This is a genomic window from Legionella septentrionalis (assembly GCF_003989745.1).
Taxonomy (GTDB): Bacteria; Pseudomonadota; Gammaproteobacteria; order Legionellales; family Legionellaceae; genus Legionella_A; species Legionella_A septentrionalis.
Map to the genome: position 1 here is coordinate 84168 of NZ_RZGS01000004.1, position 19804 is coordinate 103971.

Below are 19804 nucleotides of genomic sequence, written 5' to 3' on the forward strand. Positions count from 1 at the left end.
CTAACCTCTTAATTTATTTTTTGTTCTGGGCAAACGGATGGGGTCCAGCGGAATAACAAAAGTTTAACCCATTTACCCTTGTTATAGTTATACCCAGTACTTTGCTTAAGCAAGCAGAAATTCTGATCCTTGGTCATTTCTGCCCTATGCCCTTCTTCAACCAAGAATAATTGCCCTTCTTTTTTATACTGCTCTATCTCGGCCGCCTCGATAAAAATAACTTGCTTTGTATTCAGATAAAAAACCAGGCTGGGTTCAGCAAAGCCCACCACAAGGACGGGGTATTGCTCTGCTAATGCATAAGGCTTTAGCATCTCGCTCGCATTGCGCGCAACCCATATGGGTTTTAGTTGCGGCAACAACAGCGCAAAAATTAATGGATAGCACACCAATGCCGTGCACAGCACTGCAACAGCAGCTTGTTTGAAATGCCCCTTAAAGGCCAGGCGAACACAAAGTAAACTCATCGTTGCTACGGCACTGCACGTGGCAATGCTTATCCAGGTAAATTCCTGCAGCAACAGGTAGGTTATCATCAATAGACTTGCTGCAAACCCAAATGAGGCGATTTGCCATAGTACTTGCAGAATGCGTAAAAAACGACTGGGTATAGTTTTTACACAGGCAACAATAGCCAGTGCGCATAGTAATGCAATAGCCGGAAAAGTGGGCAGCACATATTGCGGCAACTTAGTCGGCATGAGTTCAAAGAAAATCCAGGTAGGAAGAAGCCACGCCAGTAAAAAACGGATGGCAGGCTGGCTTTTATGCTGAAAGGCATGAACCGCTCCCTGCCATAAAAATAAGGAAGCAGGCCAAAAGGTAATGGGCAGAATAGCCAGGTGGAATAAAGGAGGTTTCCCATGCGACTCATGCCCCCCTTGTAATTTCGGCAATAAATCCTTGCGAAACATTTGCAGCAAATAATTGCTGTTTTCTGCTGCATTAACTTGCAAAAGCCAGGCAAGATTTAAAAGCAGGAATAACGGCAACCCCCAGGAAATGCGTAAACCGCGCAACCAAGACCTCTTTCTCTCGGAAATACAAAGTGCGGCAATAGTCAAAATACCAACTAACGGCGTGACTCCTTTCAATACAAAACCATACGCCATCGCCAGCCAAAATAATAATGCCCACCCCCAAGGTGCTTTTTGGCCTTGACTTCCTGCCGTATAGATAATCCATAAAGCCCCCTGCATTAACACCACGGAAGACAATAAAGAAGCATCAATCACCGCCATATGCGTTTCAATGGCCAGCAAGAAAGTCGAACCCAACAAAGCGGCGCCTAAAAAAGCAGCTTTCTCCCCGATAAAGCGCCGGGCAAAAAAGAAGGTGAGCAGGATGGAGAATAAAGCCCCTAACAGCGAAGGAATTCTGTAAGGCCAAATTTTGGAAGCGTTACTATCGCTTCCAAAATATACGCTTGCTGCCTGCAGCCAGTTAATTCCAGGCGGCTTTTGAAAACGTGTTTTTTCCTGAAACCGGATCTGAAAGTATTGATTGGTCTGCACCATTTGTCGCGTAGCCTGCGCAAAATGCGCTTCATCCCGATCGATAACCGGTAATTTGAACATACCGGGCAAAAATATAAGAAGCGAAAACAGACACAATAAAAGGTAAGGATATTTTCTTGTCAATGCCATCTCAATGTAAAAAGCAGGCATCATAGTAGAGCTGTGTATTAAATTCTAGTATAAAGCCAAAGCTTGTTCTAAAATAAAAAAATTTGACGTAGAAAACCACACAACAGCGGAATTTGTTATCGTTAACAAATAATATTTTTAGCGGTTTCCCAGACAAACCAGGATTATATGCCTACTTTAACACTCATCCAACACATTGCAGTTTGGGCAATCCCAGTCTTGCTTGCCATTACCTTGCATGAAGCAGCCCACGCCTTTATTGCAAACCGTTGCGGGGACACAACTGCAAAAATGTTGGGTCGCTTGAGTATAAACCCTATTCGCCATATTGACTTGATAGGTACCATCCTCGTTCCTTTGCTCATGGGCGTGCTAACCCAATTTAAATTTGTATTCGGGTGGGCAAAGCCTGTCCCCATCAACTGGAATTTATTGCGCTCTCCACGGCGGGATATGGCCTTGGTAGCTGCCGCGGGGCCTTTAACTAATATACTGATGGCAGTTATTTGGGCTGGGGTTTTTAAAACTGCAGCATTATTCAACCCGCAAACTTCGGCAGCAGTATTATTTTTTTTACTCACCGCACATGCTGGCATCATCATTAATTTGCTCCTTGCATTGCTAAATTTACTTCCTATCCCGCCTCTTGATGGCAGCCGGGTAGTGGCAAGCTTGCTGCCTCCTGCTGCTGCCAGCACTTATTTGCGGGTAGAACCCTTTGGTTTTTTAATCCTCATCACCTTGTTATTGACTGGTGTGCTGGGTTGGATATTAAGCCCGCTCCTTTTTTGGTCTTTATCTTTAATCAAGCTTTTATTTAATTTATGAAAATTATTGCTGATGCCACCTTACCCAATCTTCCTGCATTGTTTTCTAAAAATTTCCAATTAGACACCTACGAAAATCAAAGCGAATTATCAGACAAACTCGCCTCTTATGATGTTTTAATCTGCCGCTCTACCTTACGCATAAATGAGCAATTACTTAAAAACAGCCATTTAAAATGCATCGCCACAGCCAGCAGCGGCATTGATCATATTGACGAAGCTCTGGTTAAACAAAAAGGGATAACCTTATTTGATGCAAAAGGCTGTAATGCCCGGGCCGTTGCTGATTATGTCGTAACGGTTTTAGCTCTTGTGCACGAAAAATTACCCGGGAATCGTGCCGGAATAATTGGAGTGGGTGAAGTCGGCCACCAGGTAGCCCGTCGTTTGCAGGCACTTGGCTTTGAAGTCTTATATTATGACCCGTTAAAAGCGTCGCAAGACAGTATGTACTCCTATTGTTCCTTATCCGATTTAACTTCCTGTGATTTATTATGCATACACGCCAACTTGCATGAATCGCTGCCCCATCCCAGTAAAAACTTACTCAATGAGGCGTTACTGGCTCAATTAAAACCTGGGGTTATCCTTGTTAATGCCGCGCGTGGGGGCATTGTCGATGAGGAAGCGTTGCTAAATACTGCAACCCCTCTGCTGTATTGCACTGATGTCTATTCGAATGAACCTGCAATTGATCCACGCATTGTGGCAAGGGCAACCGTGTGTACGCCGCACATAGCTGGCCATAGTATTGAAGCCAAACTGGCGGCAGTAAGTGCCATCAGTGAAAAAATACATATTCACTACGGTTATAGTGTGCCGTCGATATCCAGGTTACATAAAAAAATAACAACAATTCCCGTATACAAAAACTGGCCAGACTGTGTTCTTTCTTTGTATAATCCACTTCTTGACACTTGTATTTTGAAAAAAGCACGCGATAAGCAAGTGGCTTTTTTACAGCAACGAAAAGCCCATCAATACCGGCATGATTTTATTTCCTATGATATGACTAATCTAGATTCGCAAATAAAGTCAATCCTGGGGAGTGAGATTTAATATTTACTTAATGTAGGTGATGTACATTAAGGACCGGGAATCGGAGAAGTTTATGGCTGACGATAACATGACGCAAACGCCTGCAGAAGATGCATCCAATTTGTCTGCTACTCCCAATGGTTTATTTATCAATGTTTTTTTAAATATTCTTTGCAAGGAGGATGCATTCGCAAATAAAGTTGCCGCCGTACAAAATAAAATTACCACGGTAAATGACCTTGTCACTCGTTTAACGCATGCCCGAGCTCGAAGGCAGAAGTTAATTAATGAACTGGTGCACCCACAGCGAATCCTGGATGGATTGCAGCGGAATGAAGAGCAGCTGACAGGCCGCAAGTATGCACTCGACCTCATCAATGAATTTAGGACAAATTTTAACTATTTATTCGAGCATGCCCCCCCTATCATACAAGAACAATGGCAAACGCGCTTAGAGGAACTGGAAAACCCGAATGTTTATAGAAGCATCATCGATAAAACCCAATACACATTGAGTTGGATCTCTGCGCTACCATCCGCTTTATATCGCGCCATTGTACCTGAGGAAACCCAAAAAAATTACTCCGTTGAAACCTTTGACAGTGAGTGTAAGAAGGAATTAAAAGCTTTAGCTGAACAACATCTGCAAAGGATGGATCTTTACATCACTGCAGCCGAAGAAGAGATCAAGCAGCTCGAAACGGAACTTTGCAATGCAGCCCAATTGATTATTCCTGAACCGTTGCAAGCCACAACTTCCATAGAGCCGGAATCACTCAAGGCAGAGGGAGCAATAATCCTGCCACCTGCAACAATTTTGCCTGAAATTGAAGAAGAAGCCATTAACTCTGCGCAAGAGTCATCTCGTGCTGAGGCAATACCCGAGACAGTTCTTGCAGGAAACCCCGAAATCCTGAGAGAAGAAACCACATCTGCTGCACAAAAACCCAAAAGTCCGCAAGTGCCATTTAAAGAAGAAAGCCAGATAGAACCACCGTTAAATTTTTGTGAAGAAGCATACGAAAAAACCATCATTATACAGGCTACAGTAGAAGAACTAAGCGACTTGAAAAATTCCACGCATTCTATCCTTGGTTTATTAAAGAAATTTGAAGGTACGTATAATGAGATTTTAAATAATAAAGAAAAAATAGAAGCTTTAGATGATTTAAAGACACACGTTACTGCCTTTATTGAACTTCATGATAATTTTCTGTTACGGTTATTAAATTTTTTAGCAAAATTCATATCATTTTTTAGAACCAACCTGGGTGACAAGATCATCGAAGCTGCAGCGATGGAACAGCAGTTGGAAACTTTACGACAAGATTATACGGAAAAAGTTGAAACAGCTGTAAACAATATCAGCGTGGATGCCAGTATTCCCCCCGGCTTTAAAGAAATTTTTCGCAAAGAAATAGCGGCACAGGAAGCTACAACGTCTTCCACCAAACTTGAAGCACAACCCGGTAGATTGCTATTTAATGACTTGAAACAGCGATTTTTACTTTTCGCCCCCCCCATAAGTCTTTCCGCAGAAAGCACTGGCAGTGCCGATGAAATTGCTGCTGAAGAATCTGAAGCAGTGCAGGGAAATGGAATCGCTTAAGAAACAATTATTGGTGCAATAAATACCTAGACTGTGTAAACTTTAGATTTTAACTTTAATTGACTTATAACTCAGGTGGCCAATGAAGCGATATGTCATAGCATCTTTTTATAAATTTATTACTCTTTCCGATTTTCAGGGCATGAAAGAACCTTTGTTAGCTGTAATGCATTCACATAATTTGTTAGGAAGCATCATTTTGGCTGAGGAAGGGATCAACGGCAGTATTGCCGGTAAACCAGAAGATATTGTGTTTTTTTATGCCCATTTACAGCAAGATCCACGCCTGCAAGATTTAAAGTTCAAAGAAACTTATAATGAATTCATCCCGTTTGCCAAAGCAAAAGTAAAATTTCGCAAGGAAATTGTCACACTGGGAGTGGAAGGCATCGATCCGCGTAAAGATACAGGCACCCACGTTTCCCCTATGGAATGGAATCAGTTAATTTCTGATCCGGAAGTACTCGTGATTGATACCCGTAATGATTACGAGGTAAATTTAGGTACATTTAAAAATTCAATTAATCCGCACACGGATAATTTCCGGGATTTCCCTCAATTTGTAGAAAAACACTTGCTCGATAAAAAAGATAAAAAAATTGCCATGTGTTGCACAGGCGGCATCCGCTGTGAAAAATCGACCGCTTACCTTAAGTCTTTAGGCTTTTCAGAAGTTTACCAGTTAGATGGGGGCATTCTAAATTATTTAGATGCCATTCCTGCTGAACAATCCTTGTGGGAAGGCACCTGCTTCGTATTTGACGATCGGATCGCTATTGCTGAGTAAACTTTCGGCTCATTCATTCGCTCATGGAACTCCCACCATGCGGGGTTCCATGTTACCGTATCTTAAATCAAAGAGAAGTTAGATTTAATGCAGATGCTACTGCAGATGATGGATCTTTGCTGGGCGACTCTTTTAATGTAAATAAGGAAAATTGTTGCACTGCATTGTGAATGGTTCCCGCAGAAATTTCTTCAACTGTAGCACCATTAAATTTTTTTTTATCTTGCGATTCATCGTAAAGAATTTCTACCTCTTCTTCTGAATCAATGTCCTGATAAAAACTTGCTGCATCCTCTAACTTTCTCTCATCAGACACAAGGATAGTATACTCGCCATAAAAATTAGAATTATAAATTTTTCGTGTCGCTGCATTGTAACCATAAGAAATTGAAGTCTTACCCAATGTATTATCCAAATTCCAGTAAGAACATTCATCCGTCACGCCGGTTGCATCATGTCCATGTACATAATGAATATTGTAACCCTTATGTTTTGTAGCCCGTTGAATTTGTTCATAATCGCGATTCCAGGTAAGCATTTCAAAAGGATTTTGTGCATTTGGCTTTGCGTAAGGGTCACACCCTATTGACTCGCGATCATATAGTATATGGATGAAATTAAGCTCAGCATGCATCGTATATTCTTTATTGATGCATTCTATTGTTCCAGCAAGTTCTTCAATGCTTTCATCCTGATAGGTAATGCCAAGACGCAAATCTTTTTGATATTTTTCATTAAATTTTTCAGTTAAAAACTTAATGATAGTTAAATCAACAGGGGCATGGCTGTATAGGGTAATGGTATTATTTGCATGATCAAGCGAATACGATAAAGCCTTGAGAGCCGGCTTATAGGCATAATTGATTAAATTTACAACCTGGTTTCGGGTAATTAAATTATAATCGATCAACTTTTGTAAATTATATAAAGAACGTGCCTGATCCATCCCTAAACTAGGGTATTCAAAACGTTGTGCCAGTTCATAAGCTTCTATAAAGCCTAAGGCATGATTTGAAATTAAAATTTCATAGGGAACAGAAGCTTTACGTAATTTTTCCAGAATTTTTAAAATAAAATAGTCATTAGCGCCCCGATCCCCTACTTCATCTCCTAGCAAGCGCAGCAAAACACCTTGGTTAGTGACTTTAATGTTTGCTAAAAGTTCATCAAACTCAGCGAGTAGCGCCTGTGCCGGTTTAAAAATGTCATTTTGGGGCTTAATTTCTGCGATGTTTGGTGGGAGAAATTGCTGAGCTTTGAGTTTTTTATCTTCAACAAGGCAGGCATCCACAGTGTCCATGAATGTTTCATAAATTTCCACTATCCTTTCATAATGGGCAGAAGAAATTTCAAAAAAACCTGCACGCACTAAACAATAGAGCAGCTTAACCGCATTGGCATGTAAATCACCGAGCGTCAATTCGGTCATCGATGCAAGCACTTCCGCTTTCGGACATTCGTCAATGCTTACGTATTCCAGGATAAGATTTTTGCTCATACAAGCTCTCCTTTGCAATCGAGCTTCCCTATCCATTAATGTCAGGATAGGCAGGCGAACTTCTCATTAAACTCTCCTTAAAACAAGTTAGAAGAGAATGGAAGAATTTTCCAATGTCCTACCTCTGCAAAAGTTCACGCACCACCTTTTGATCGGAGAAATTAACACGTTTCGTGCCAATTTGTTGATAATCTTCATGCCCTTTCCCGGCAATCAAAACGATGTCATCATGACTTGCGTTGTTTAAAGCTTCTGCAATAGCCTGCTTTCTCTCGACAATTTTATGCACTTTAACGGTAGGTAATACCCCCTGATTAATTTCCTCAATAATTTGTATAGGATCTTCAGTGCGCGGATTATCGCTGGTAATAATTAACGAATCAGCATATTGGCTGGCAATTTTTCCCATCATCGGTCGTTTTGCTTTATCCCGATCCCCGCCACAGCCAAACACAGTAATTAAACGTCCTTGTTTCAATTTCGAAAGTGCAGCCAATACATTTTCCAACGCATCCGGCGTATGGGCGTAATCCACTATCACACAGGGCTCTTTTGCAATCACTTCCATGCGCCCTGGTGCAGCTTGCAGCTTACTCATCATTTCCGCTGTTTCTGCTGCAGGAAAACCAGCACTCAGTAAACTGGCAAACACGGCAAGGTTATTATAAATATTAAATAAGCCCAGCGTATTGATTTGCAGATGATGAATACCCCAGGGGGAGTGGACTTCCATCACACTGCCTGATCTGTTTATCTGCCAGTTTACTGCTCGCACATCACAGGGCGTATTTATTCCATAAGTAATTTTCCTACAATTCGTTGCAAGTCTTGCAGTCATAAGAGCTGCATAGCGATCATCGGCATTGACAATGGCATATTGCAACGTGCTTTTGGCAAATAATTGCGCCTTGGCAGCAGCATAAGCTTCCATGGTTTGGTGATAATCCAGATGTTCATGACTTAAATTGGTATAAATTGCTTGAGAGAAATTAACTCCGTCCACCCTTCCCTGGCACAAAGCATGTGATGATACTTCCATGCAAATTTGTCTTATCCCAGCTTGCTTATAATCAAAAAATAAAGATTGTAGACGCAAGGCATCCGGGGTGGTATTACCCAAGGCTTTGATGTTTGTGGTCGGGCCTTCTCCCAATGTGCCGATATAAGCCGCCGACTTTCCAAACAACTCATAAGCTTGTGTCAAGAGATAAGCCACCGTGGTTTTACCATTGGTACCGGTCACACCGGTCACTGCCAATGCATTAGCCGGATAATCATAAAAACGCCCTGCAATGTCAGGCAATTTGCAACTTAGCTTTGCCATGGCTAGGCATGGGATGGCATCAGCAAGAGGTAAAGCCGAAGCAGGCAGCAGCTCAGGATCATAAATCACTGCAGCAGCACCAGCTTGCACGGCTTGAGGAATAAACAAGCGGCCATCGGTAACAGCACCAGGGTAAGCCAAAAATAAATCGCCCGCTTTTACCTTACGGCTGTCATTTTGTAAGCCTGAAATTACACAATCCGCGGTAATATGAGGAACCCAGGGAGCTAATAATTCATTTAATTTTTTCATAATAGTTTTACAAGAGATCGGAATCATTCATTATGCGGCAATTGGCTAAAAATGCATTAGCCGCGACAATATTTTCTGCAGAAATTTATCAATGCCACAGCTATTTACATAGTTTTTTTCTTAAAACTATTGTTAATATTAGCTGTTTTCTTTTTTAATTCAAAAAGTAACTCTTATATAAAGTGACTCTTATATATTGAGAAGAATTGGGCGCTTCTTTTAATAATGAAAGACGATGGTAACGGGGGCTGTAAAGTTGGTATAGCAGGTATAAAAAAGCTCTTAAAAATCTATAAACCATTTTATTCCTGCGAATTGCCAAAGTTTAAACTTAAGGATTTACCATGTCATCAAAGCAAAGCACCATTGATTTTATCATGGAACAAATTGCAAAAGCAGGAACTGTTTACGCAAAAAAAATGTTTGGAGAATATGCGGTTTATTGTGACGGAAAAGTGGTGGCTTTAGTGTGTGACGAGCAATTATTTGTAAAACCAACCGCCGCTGGCAAAGCATTTGTGCAAAATTGTACTGAAGGATTTCCCTATCCAGGTGCAAAAGCTTATTTATTAATTTCTGGAGAAATGTGGGAGGACAGTGAATGGCTGACTGAACTGATTAAAATCACTGCATCCGAGTTGCCCTTACCAAAAAAGAAAAATCCACGACGGACAAAAAGTTAGCCAATAGATTGTCTCACGGCTAGATAGCAAGGGCTTGTAAATATTATTTCAGGCTCAAGCAACTAGAAAACTTGCCAATTGAAACGCGGGAAAAAAAGAAATAAGTGAGGAATGTTGTAATAACAAAAAAATAAATTGCCACTATCCATAGACCCAACTTCGGGTCCAGCAAAAAGCCTATAAATATTAACCCTGCAATTAGCGCTTGAAATAGTATTGTTATGAACAATACAAAAAATCTATCCATAAAACCCCTGTAGATCATGCAATAAATTCTAAGATTAAAAAACTTCGCTGCACTAGCCTTAACCCATAGGCGACAAGGTCGACTCATCAGGCTGAATATCCAGAATACGAAGCGCAGTACCCATAACTTTTGAGAATAATGGCGCAGCAACAACGCCGCCGTAATAGTTAATTAAAGTAGGTTCATGAATAACCACGGCTACAATCAACCTTGGATTGGATACAGGGGCAATGCCGACGAAACTTGCAATATGCCGGTGCGCTTCATACCCTTGCTTGCCTGCAATGCGGGCAGTACCTGTTTTCCCAGCTACGCGATACCCAGGGACTGCAGCTTGTTTGCCTGTTCCACCCACACCAAGAACCGCTTCCATCATTTTCAGTACCTGATTAGCTGTTTGCACGGAAATGACTTGCGTGGTATCAACTGGCCGATCGTAGTGCAATAAAGTAACCGGCATGGTGCGCCCCTGATTGGCAAAAATTAAATAACTCTTTGCCAGTTGCAAAGCCGATAGAGACATTCCATATCCAAATCCCAGCGTGGCTAAAACAAATGGATTTGCATCGGCAACCCTAACCAAAGTACCCTCACTCTCGCCGGGATAACCACTTTCTGTCCGCTGGCCAATGCCAGAGCGCATCAGCAAACCAATTAATTGTTCCGGCGGGCTGGTCAAAACCATTTTGGTGACGCCTACGTTACTTGAGCGCTGCAAAACCCCCGTGACGTCCAAAACACCATAGTTATGAATATCTCGAATAACACGCCCATGCACCATCATGCGGCTTGGACGGGTGTCAATGATGGTTTCAGGAGTAAAATTTCCGCTTTCCAAAGCACTCGCTATAGCAAAAGGCTTCATGACAGACCCAGGTTCGAATACATCTGTAATCGCTTTGTTACGATAAAAATCCGGGGTATAATTTTTGCGCGCATTGGGATTAAAAGAAGGTGCATTTGCCACGGCCAGCACTTCTCCAGTTTGTGTGTCAAGTACCACCACAGAGCCAGATTTAGCCCCAAACTTAAGCAAGGTATCTTGCAATTCGTGGTAAGCAAAATATTGGATGCGGCTGTCTATACTGAGCCGTAATTCATTTCCTGCGCGTGGTTCTTTAACCATGTCAAGCTCTTCGATAATACGTCCCATTCGATCCTTGACAACGCGTTTTTTGCCTACCACCCCCATTAACCAGTGCTGATAAGCCAACTCTAAACCTTCAATGCCATTGTCATCCACATTGGTAAAACCAACGAGCTGCGCTGTGCTGTCTGCTTGTGGATAATAACGTTTGAATTCTTCCTGGAAATTAATGCCGGATATATTTAATGATTCGATTTTCTTTGCCAGCATAGGCGTCAATTGCCGCTTCAAATAAATAAAACCACGTCCTTGTCCATCTTTCACGCGTTTTTGTATTTGCTTTGTGGAAATGCTCAATAAATTAGATAATCCATTTAATTGTTCTTTGCTGGGAGCGAATTCTTTTGGGTTGACCCAAACTGACTTTAATGGGGTGCTGACTGCCAAGGGGATTCCCTGCCTGTCTGTAATCATCCCCCGGTAAGCAGGGATATCAATCAAACGGATACTGCGGGCGTGACCCTGCCCCTGCAGGAATTGGCGGTTCATGATGGTAAGATCATACATCCGCCAAACCAGCGTCAATAACAGCAATACGAAAAACGAAGAAACTACCCACAACCGGGCTTGATGACGCCAAATCTTCATTTAGCACGCAAAATAAAAACTTGTTTATTGGCAGGCAAAGTCATATCCAGTTTGTCAATGGCCAATTGTTCTACACGCGCCGGAGTAGCCAGGCTTGCCTGTTCCAATAAAAGTTGCCCCCATTGCAATTGCAATTGATGCGTTTTCTGTTCAGCAGCTTCCACCTGACTAAATGTCATGCGGTATAGATTTGTGGTATAAACCACTGCCAAAGCGCTGCATAATACGGATAACAGCAAAAATATAGGCAAATAAAGCTGCTTGGATAAACGAATATCAGCAATTTGCCCACTGAAAAAATTACTTTGATGAATTAGTTTGGCTGCGGCATTCATGCTATTTTTTCTCCTATCCTAAGTACAGCGCTTCGCGCACGAACATTTTGCTTAATTTCATCGTGATGCGGTTTAATGGCTTTACCTATGCGTTTAAAACAGGTTTTCATATCGACAGCTTTTAACGGGATGCCAGGCGGCGGTGTAGCCCCTTGCTCTTCTGCCTTCATAAATTGCTTCACAATACGATCTTCTAAAGAATGAAAACTAATAACAACCAACTTGCCCCCTATTGCCAAAGCACCTATGCACTGCTGTAAACATTTTTTTAAATCCGTCAATTCTTGATTAATATAAATTCGAATAGCTTGGAATACCCGCGTCGCGGGATGCTTGTGTTTTTCCCATTTTGGGTTAGCTTGTTTTACTATTTCAGCTAAAGCTTCCGTTGTTAGAATCGGAGCTTCTTCGCGCGATTGCACAATAGCACGTGCAATGCGTCCAGCAAAACGCTCTTCACCATATTCCCGAAAAATTTCAGCCATTTCACTGGCTTTGGCTTGATTAACAAACTCAGCCGCGCTTAAAGCTTGTTGCTGATCCATGCGCATATCCAAAGGACCAGCCTGCATAAAACTAAAGCCGCGCAGAGGATCATCCAATTGCGGAGAAGAAACACCTAAATCCAATAAAATTCCATCGATATTGCCATATACACCGCATGCAAGTGCGATGTCTTTAAGATTGGCGAACGATCCTTGAAAAATTTGAAAGCGGGAATCTTGAGCAAACTGTTGTTGTGCATGCTGGATAGCTTCAGCGTCTTTATCGATAGCAATCAGGCGCCCAGCTTCATTTAAGCGATCGAGAATGGCGCGGCTATGACCGCCCCGTCCGAAGGTACAATCTACATAAATGCCTTCAGCTTTTATGGCTAAGCCTTCTATTGATTCTTGCAGTAAGACCGGTTGATGTTTGGCCATTTTCTTTCCATTACAGAGAAAAAGTTTTCATTTCATCGGGAAGAGCAGCCTTCCCTGATGATTCTTCTGCCAACCACTGTTCGCGTTTGGTTTGCCACAATTCGTCATCCCAAACTTCAAATTTATTACCTTGCCCGATCAAAACCACGCGTTTGCTAAGCCGCGCATATTCACGTAATAAAGGAGGTAATAACACCCGTCCATTGCCGTCCAATTCCACATCTGTCGCATGACCAATAAGCAAGCGTTGAATACGGCGAGCGGCTGCATTAAAACTCGGCAACCGCTGCAAATTTCCTTCTATCACTTGCCACTCTCTAGCTGGGTACAGCAGCAAACATGTTTCTTCAGGATCAATTGTCACCACCAATGCCGCGTGATCTTGCCCCAGCGCCTCGCGATAGCGGGTTGGTACTGCAAGACGGCCTTTTCCGTCAATGTTGATGACATTAATCCCGCGAAACATGATTTTCTTTTTGTGGGCAAATACCCACAATTCTCCACTTTTTCACTATTTTAAACCACTTTACTACACTATAGAAACACCTTTTCCCAAGCGTCAAGGTAAAAAATGGTTTTTTTATTAAAAAAAAGACGCATGCATTCCTCTCATGAGTGAAAATGCATGTATTTCATTCCATATGATAAAAAATAAAACAGGCAACAAAAAAGCGGAAAATTTATATATCAATCTTTGCCATTCATTTCGGCGGCGATGCGAATTCCATGTAACACAAGATCCGGTATTAACAAATCATAGATTGCTTGTTTATCAAACAAGGAAGCAAATCCACCAGTAGCTAATACAAGAACTTCATCACTCGGAAAAACTTCTGCTTTGATACGCTGGATCAATTCTCGACATGCTCCAACAGCGCCATGAAATACGCCCGATTGAATGCTTTCTATGGTGGAGCGACCCACAGCTTGCTCTACTTTAACAATTTCAACGGAAGGTAATTTTGCAGTGTTGATCGATAATGCATCGGCAGCCAAACGCACCCCAGGCAGAATAGCACCGCCCAAATACATTTTTTGCGTATTGATCACACAGAATGTGGTGGCCGTGCCAAAATCGATGATGATAATATTTTTACCACTAAAACGCTGCGTTGCTGCAATTGCATTGGCAATTCTATCAGCGCCCACATCTTGTGGATTGCGGTATTTTATATTCAAACCTGTTTTAACACCTGCCTGCAGAAAAAATGGTTCTACCGAGAAATATTTGAGGCATGCAGAGCGCAAGGAATAATCCAGTTGTGGCACAACTGAACAAACGCCTATTTCCTTAATCGAATCAGGGGAACATTCATTTTCGCGCAGCACACTTTTTAAAAAAATACCCAATTCATCTGAGGTACTGCCTTTAGACGTTTTTCGAAATCGTAAACGTATTTCTTCACCGGCGAATACCCCCCCATATACATGAGAATTACCCACATCAATACAAAGCATCATGAGGAAATTTATCCATTATTACAAAATGGCGTAATCGTAAGAGGTGTAAAGACGAGAATCAAGAAAATTTAATAAAAGTCGGTCGATAAGCCGGGTTCTGTCGAGGACAACCATTCATCTGGGACAAACGTCACCGTTTGCCTCAAGCGACCTACCCGAATCCCGCATGGGCCATGCGTTATGATTTAAAAATCATATGGATTCCTATTTGGTCTTGCTCCAAGTGGGGTTTTCCCTGCCACAACTGTTGCCAGTTGCGCGGTGCGCTCTTACCGCACCATTTCACCCTTACCTTTGCTGCCAAAGGCGGTATATTTTCTGTGGCACTTTCCGTAGGCTCGCGCCCCCCAGGCGTTACCTGGCACTCTGCCCTATGGAGCCCGGACTTTCCTCCCTTTGCGCGGCAAAGAGCGATTGTCTGACCAACTTTGCGAGTAATAGTAGCAGAGTGTCTAGCAAAAAACCAGAAAATTAAATATCGCGCGTACCAATAAATTCGTCGTCAAAATAACGCTTAAGTTTTGTACGCAAAGTGCCTCGGCTTACACCCAAAACGCGAGCAGCTTTAGATTGATTGTAGCGGGTCAACTCCATTACCGTGCGGAAAAGAGGAGCTTCTACTTCTTCTACAATAAGCTGATATAAATTCAAATTGGCATCTTTGCTGTTTACTGCATTTAGATAACCTTTAACTGCATTAATTACTTGTTGTGATAATGCTTCACTGTGTTGCATTTCCTGCATTACTGCACTCATTGTTCTCTCTCCAAAACTATAAAAAACTGGTCTAAATTTATAAATTATGCATTTAGATCACGTATTTATGACCTATATAATAACAAATGCCTCAAAGACTGTAAATATTGTTTTAATGATATTCATTTATTAACGGAAGCTTAAGACTTTTTTGAGTTAAAATCCAGCATTTTTTGATTATTTTTTATATTAGAATGCCTTAATTAGATTCGTTTGTTTTATATTAAAGCAAAATAGGGCGGTAACGAGGCTTGCTGCGAAGACCCATTTAATAAAATTAAATAAAAAAAAATTAATCTTAGAATTATGAATCATAGTTTAATGTAAAGACATTGTGAGGCAAAACAATACATAAAAATAAATTTTTATTGCATTCATGCTTCCACCATGAGCAAATATTTCTGCGGCTAATGCTTGCGGCAGGAGCTTTGCTTTTCACGAGCAAATCACTGGGAAGGATTACCTGCATGCCATTACAAAACTAATTTCTGAAGCTTAAGACGGGTTTGCAAAGGTGCAATAGATATAAAAAGATAGGATCCTGTTCACCATACCACACGCCACAACATTGGCATTGATAGACAGCGAATTGCTTCAGCAACCACTATGAGATGCAGTAAATGCCATGTTGAATACCAGCATTCCCTGCAGCAAGGTAAGCCAGCAACCGTAACATCAATCTACTGTAAAACTTTCCCCACAACCACATTGCCCGGTTTGATTTGGATTATTAAAAACGAATTTATAATTTAATCCTTGTTTTACATAGTCTATTTCCATCCCTTTCAGATAAGGATAACTGGTTTTCTCAATGCAGAGAATGTAATGCTCGTTTAAAGGCATAATCACATCACCCGCAGCCGCTTTCTCTACATAATCCACGACATAAGATAATCCTGAACAACCTGTTTTTTTTACTGACAAACGTATGCCATGGCTCCCCTGCTTTTGCAAATAAGCCAGCACATGCTTGCAAGCTGCATCGGTTAGTTTAACTTGGGTTTCACTCTTACTCACTTGCATCACGCTCATTCAATAAACCTCATACTGATAAAATTGTTACTAGGATAATTATACCGTAAATCCCTGGGGATTGATGAAAGAACTTAAAGCCAGGACTTAAGTTCAACAAGCTTCTATTAAGTTGAAGACCAACGAGGCCCTAAAAGCTTTGGAATGGTTTCACAAATGATACGAATGGTGCGCTGAACCTCTTTTGTTGTGGTAAATCGCCCGATGGATAACCGGATGGAACTGCGTGCTAAATTATCACTTAGCCCGATGGCACGCAAGACGTAAGAAGGTTGCGAACTGGCCGAAGTACAAGCCGATGCAGTAGATACTGCCAATTGATGAAGAGCGGTCAGCAATTGCTCACCGTCAATACCGTTGAATGTCATATTCAAATTTCCAGCAATACGCTGTTCCTGATGTCCATTCAACCGAATCCCAGGTAAATGCTTGATGCCTGCCCATAACTGGGTGCGAAGCTCAAGAATTCGTGCTTGCTCTGTGGCACGCGCCATTTCACTTAAATAAAATGCCTCACCCATGCCAACGATTTGGTGGGTTGCCAATGTCCCCGAACGCATTCCCCCTTCATGCCCCCCGCCAAAGCTCAGTGGGTGCAGGCGAATTCGGGGTTTATGAGAAACATACAAAGCCCCAACACCCTTCGGACCATAATTTTTATGGGCTGAAAACGACATTAAACTGACATGCAAATCGCGTACATTGATGGGAAGCTTACCTGCGCTTTGCGCTGCATCGACGTGGAAAATAATGCCTTTATCACGCAATAATTGCCCCATACTGGCGATGTCTTGAATCACACCGATTTCATTATTAACCTGCATGATGGATACTAAAATCGTATCATTGCGCAATGCTTGCTCAAGATTGACAAGATTTAATAATCCATCGGGCTCGGGCTGCAGGTAAGTGACTGCAAATCCCTCGCGCTCAAGCTGTTTAAAACTGTCTAAAACCGCTTTGTGCTCGGTCATCATAGTGATCAGATGACGGCCCTTGCGCTGATAGAAGCGCGCGGCTCCAATAATCCCCAAATTGTTTGCCTCAGTAGCACCCGAGGTAAACACGATTTCTTCCGGGGCAGCCTGAATCGTTTCAGCGAGCATACCCCTGGCGTGCTCCACAGCGCGGGCTGCGGTTTGTCCATAAACATGAGTCTTAGACGCAGGGTTACCGAAATGCCCATCCGGCCCCATATACTTCAGCATTTCTTCCACAACGCGCGGGTCAATCGGCGTTGTTGCCATGTAATCTAAATAAATGGGCTTGCTATCCACCTAAACTTACTCCAGTTATCAAATCTCAGGAGCATCCCTTGCCTCGGCATTCGCAGGGAGACGCGCTTTACTGAGTGCATATTGCACATGAGTGAGGATGCCACGCAAAATATTCACTTCCGTATGTTCAAGTTTAATACGGTTAAACAATCTTCGCAGCCGCTGCAATAAACGTTTTGGATTGGATAATTTTAAAAAATCAATTTGCACCAAAACGTCTTGCAAATGATTATAAAAGCGTTCCATCTCATCATGTGTGGCCGGTTTGTCAGTTTCTTTCTCTGCAAGCGGTGTCGTTTGCAGCCATTTCATCCGTAACTCATAGGCGATAATCTGCACTGCCTGTGCAAGGTTTAATGAACTGTATTCAGGATTGCTGGGTATATTAATATGGTAGTGGCAGTGTAAAAGTTCTTCATTGGTTAACCCGGCATGTTCGCGGCCGAAAAGAATGGCAACTTCTGCATCTGCAGCATGCCTGCAAACCAAATCGGCTTGCGTTGATGGCGTTAAGCCAGGTAAGGAAATACCGCGCGGTCTGGCGCTTGTTCCCAATATCAAATGACAATCTTTTATTGCATCCGCCAGAGAATCCGTCACAATGGCTTGCTGCAATACGTCATCGGCTCCGGCTGCCATTTCATGAGCCCGAAAGTCAGGGAATATTTTTGGCGATACCAAATAAAGCTTGCTAAGCCCCATGGTTTTCATGGCGCGTGCAGCAGCACCAATGTTACCAGGATGAGTCGTGCCAATCAGGACGATGCGAATTGAATCCAAATTCATGAGAAAACCAATTTGTAAATAAGAAAAGCACTATAGCACATCAATCAAACGCATTAAGCTTGCTTTACTGCAAATTTTATCGCAATGCCGTTTTATATCAAACCGCGAACTATGCTAGAATTCAAAGTTTTGTACACATGAGCCAATTATGCAGCCACTTTTAAATATTGCAATCAGCGCCGCCCGTCAGGCAGGCGATATTATTGTTCGCCACATGGAGCAACTTGACCGCATCAAAATTACTGCAAAAAGCGCCGAGGAATACTTTTCAGAAGTGGATATCAAAGCGGAGCAAGCGATCATCAATGCAATCCATAAAGCTTATCCTGACCATGGGATAATCGCTGAAGAAAGCGGCGTTTATAAAGAAGATGCCGAAACAGTCTGGATCATTGATCCATTGGATGGTACAAGCAATTACTTGCACGGCTTTCCCTTTTTCGCTGTATCCATTGCGGTTAAAATAAAAAACCGCATTGAACATGGCGTAGTTTATGATCCATTACGGCATGAGTGCTTTGCCGCAAGCCGCGGCCGCGGGGCACGCTTAAACGATCACCGTATTCGCGTATCCAAACAAACCCAATTAAATTCATCTTTATTAGGCACCGGGCTTTCTTTTCGTAATGAAGCACGCGCCAAACGCTATCTTCCCACTCTTGAAGCCTTGTTTGGTAAATGTGCCGGGGTCCGGCGCACTGGTGCGGCAGCTTTGGATTTGGCTTATGTAGCCAGTGGCCGCCTGGATGGTTTTTGGGAATTTGATTTACGTCCCTGGGACATTGCCGCCGGTGCTTTACTGGTGCAAGAAGCCGGTGGGTTAATAGGCGACTTGCGGGGCCGCGAAGATTTTTTAAAATACGGAGACATCGTAGCTGGCACGCCTAAAGTGTTTAAATCCTTAATTCAAACCTTAAGCCCTGCCATTATTTAATGGATTTGTGTTTGATATTTTCCAATTAAAATTCATTCATGACCTGATTAGCGCATGGCTAATCAGGGCGCGAGAGGCAATCCATCCACAAAGATTCAATTTTTTCTTGCTTATGGCAGCCCCTCAGGCTCTCCATGCTTAAATCCGAGTTAGCGACACAATTTATGCATGATTTGAAAAAAGTTGGCAAACAAGGAAAAAGCAGTAAGTCCCTAAACTCTTGTTGCGCATTGCAGGAACCTTTACATCTGAAAACATGTTTGATGACATTCTTTGAGGCGAGTTGCGTTTATTGGAATCAACGCCATATCAAAATTGGCTATAATTTACGCACAAGATGATTAAATGAGAAACAACATGCCTGAATAGGTTTCATCCAGATGCCAACGTCTAGAATGCCGTTTTTTATGCCACTCCAAGCGTTTTTTAAGCTAGGGGGCATAGTGCTGAACCCAACGATAAATGGTCGTGTGATCTAGGTTCTGTCGACATTTATCTTAACCAAAGGGCGGTTGCAGCAATATAAATGAACGATAAAAAAGATTGAGCAAGTTTATCATATCGTGTTGCCACTCTTCTAAAATGTTTGAGTTTATTAAACATGCGTTCGATAAGGTTGCGTTCTTTATAAATATCTTTGTCATACTCCCTGAG

General features: G+C 42.2%; 19 protein-coding genes, 1 other RNA gene and 1 pseudogene. 6 read left to right on the top strand and 15 right to left on the bottom strand.

Annotated features, from left to right (window positions below; genetic code table 11):
- Positions 1-8: 8 nt before the first annotated feature.
- A complete protein-coding gene (locus tag ELY11_RS02945) occupies positions 9-1670 on the bottom strand; it encodes an ArnT family glycosyltransferase (RefSeq protein WP_127032496.1) in 1662 nt (553 codons plus the stop codon).
- A gap of 144 nt (positions 1671-1814) precedes the next feature.
- Between ELY11_RS02945 and ELY11_RS02950 the strand changes: the two genes are divergently transcribed.
- The 4 genes from ELY11_RS02950 (at position 1815) to trhO (ending at position 5907) form a co-directional block, all read left to right on the top strand.
- The gene (locus tag ELY11_RS02950) at positions 1815-2474 is read left to right on the top strand and encodes a site-2 protease family protein (RefSeq protein ID WP_126953067.1); all 660 of its coding nucleotides are present in this window, start codon (positions 1815-1817) and stop codon (positions 2472-2474) included.
- On the top strand, positions 2471-3532 hold the full coding sequence (locus ELY11_RS02955) for a 4-phosphoerythronate dehydrogenase (RefSeq protein WP_126953066.1): 1062 nt from the start codon (positions 2471-2473) through the stop codon (positions 3530-3532). The genes ELY11_RS02950 and ELY11_RS02955 overlap by 4 nt, the downstream gene beginning before the upstream one ends.
- A gap of 52 nt (positions 3533-3584) precedes the next feature.
- Complete coding sequence (locus ELY11_RS02960) at positions 3585-5120, top strand: hypothetical protein (RefSeq protein ID WP_127032497.1); 1536 nt, start codon at positions 3585-3587, stop codon at positions 5118-5120.
- Between the two features lie 82 nt (positions 5121-5202).
- Positions 5203-5907 (top strand): oxygen-dependent tRNA uridine(34) hydroxylase TrhO, encoded by a 705-nt coding sequence (trhO, locus tag ELY11_RS02965; RefSeq protein ID WP_127032498.1) that lies wholly within the window; start codon positions 5203-5205, stop codon positions 5905-5907.
- Positions 5908-5974: 67 nt separating this feature from the next.
- On the opposite strand, the gene wip is transcribed toward trhO, so the two are convergent.
- Together wip and ELY11_RS02975 are read right to left on the bottom strand one after the other, a co-directional pair.
- Entirely contained in the window at positions 5975-7405 is a 1431-nt protein-coding gene (gene wip / locus ELY11_RS02970; protein WP_127032499.1) for a Dot/Icm T4SS effector Wip, read from the bottom strand.
- Between the two features lie 118 nt (positions 7406-7523).
- Positions 7524-8981, bottom strand: a complete 1458-nt coding sequence (locus tag ELY11_RS02975; protein ID WP_126953062.1) for a UDP-N-acetylmuramoyl-L-alanyl-D-glutamate--2,6-diaminopimelate ligase — start codon at positions 8979-8981, stop codon at positions 7524-7526.
- A 377-nt stretch (positions 8982-9358) separates the two neighbouring features.
- On the opposite strand from ELY11_RS02975, the gene ELY11_RS02980 reads away from it, so the two are divergent.
- The gene (locus ELY11_RS02980) at positions 9359-9664 is read left to right on the top strand and encodes a TfoX/Sxy family protein (RefSeq protein WP_233579598.1); all 306 of its coding nucleotides are present in this window, start codon (positions 9359-9361) and stop codon (positions 9662-9664) included.
- 305 nt (positions 9665-9969) lie between these two features.
- Here ELY11_RS02980 and ELY11_RS02990 read toward each other — a convergent pair whose 3' ends face one another.
- The 10 genes from ELY11_RS02990 to ELY11_RS03035 all read right to left on the bottom strand — a co-directional run bounded on the left by ELY11_RS02990 (position 9970) and on the right by ELY11_RS03035 (position 18216).
- Positions 9970-11646, bottom strand: a complete 1677-nt coding sequence (locus tag ELY11_RS02990) for a peptidoglycan D,D-transpeptidase FtsI family protein (RefSeq protein WP_126953059.1) — start codon at positions 11644-11646, stop codon at positions 9970-9972.
- Positions 11643-11981, bottom strand: coding sequence for a cell division protein FtsL (gene ftsL / locus ELY11_RS02995; RefSeq protein ID WP_126953058.1), 339 nt, complete (start codon positions 11979-11981; stop codon positions 11643-11645). The genes ELY11_RS02990 and ftsL overlap by 4 nt, the downstream gene beginning before the upstream one ends.
- Complete coding sequence (gene rsmH / locus ELY11_RS03000) at positions 11978-12904, bottom strand: 16S rRNA (cytosine(1402)-N(4))-methyltransferase RsmH (protein ID WP_126953057.1); 927 nt, start codon at positions 12902-12904, stop codon at positions 11978-11980. The genes ftsL and rsmH overlap by 4 nt, the downstream gene beginning before the upstream one ends.
- Positions 12905-12914: 10 nt before the next feature.
- Entirely contained in the window at positions 12915-13370 is a 456-nt protein-coding gene (gene mraZ, locus ELY11_RS03005) for a division/cell wall cluster transcriptional repressor MraZ (RefSeq protein ID WP_126953056.1), read from the bottom strand.
- 221 nt (positions 13371-13591) lie between these two features.
- Positions 13592-14365 (bottom strand): type III pantothenate kinase, encoded by a 774-nt coding sequence (locus ELY11_RS03010; RefSeq protein WP_127032500.1) that lies wholly within the window; start codon positions 14363-14365, stop codon positions 13592-13594.
- Positions 14366-14435: 70 nt separating this feature from the next.
- An RNA gene (rnpB, locus tag ELY11_RS03015) (RNase P RNA component class A) lies at positions 14436-14795 on the bottom strand.
- A 41-nt stretch (positions 14796-14836) separates the two neighbouring features.
- The gene (locus ELY11_RS03020; RefSeq protein ID WP_126953054.1) at positions 14837-15121 is read right to left on the bottom strand and encodes a helix-turn-helix domain-containing protein; all 285 of its coding nucleotides are present in this window, start codon (positions 15119-15121) and stop codon (positions 14837-14839) included.
- A 675-nt stretch (positions 15122-15796) separates the two neighbouring features.
- Positions 15797-16153, bottom strand: coding sequence for a HesB/IscA family protein (locus ELY11_RS03025; protein ID WP_126953053.1), 357 nt, complete (start codon positions 16151-16153; stop codon positions 15797-15799).
- Between the two features lie 107 nt (positions 16154-16260).
- Positions 16261-17430, bottom strand: a complete 1170-nt coding sequence (locus ELY11_RS03030; RefSeq protein ID WP_126953052.1) for an IscS subfamily cysteine desulfurase — start codon at positions 17428-17430, stop codon at positions 16261-16263.
- An 18-nt stretch (positions 17431-17448) separates the two neighbouring features.
- Positions 17449-18216 carry an RNA methyltransferase gene (locus ELY11_RS03035; RefSeq protein WP_126953051.1) on the bottom strand — a complete coding sequence of 256 codons (768 nt, stop codon included), beginning with the start codon at positions 18214-18216 and terminating at the stop codon, positions 17449-17451.
- Positions 18217-18364: 148 nt separating this feature from the next.
- Here ELY11_RS03035 and ELY11_RS03040 point away from each other — a divergent pair, with 148 nt between their 5' ends.
- On the top strand, positions 18365-19150 hold the full coding sequence (locus ELY11_RS03040) for an inositol monophosphatase family protein (RefSeq protein ID WP_126953050.1): 786 nt from the start codon (positions 18365-18367) through the stop codon (positions 19148-19150).
- Between the two features lie 365 nt (positions 19151-19515).
- Here the strand turns inward: ELY11_RS03040 and ELY11_RS12560 are convergent.
- A pseudogene (locus ELY11_RS12560) lies at positions 19516-19632 on the bottom strand (IS6 family transposase); the annotation flags it as partial.
- Positions 19633-19642: 10 nt separating this feature from the next.
- Positions 19643-19804: transposase (locus ELY11_RS03050; protein WP_148110504.1), on the bottom strand; the 162-nt coding region annotated here is incomplete at its 5' end.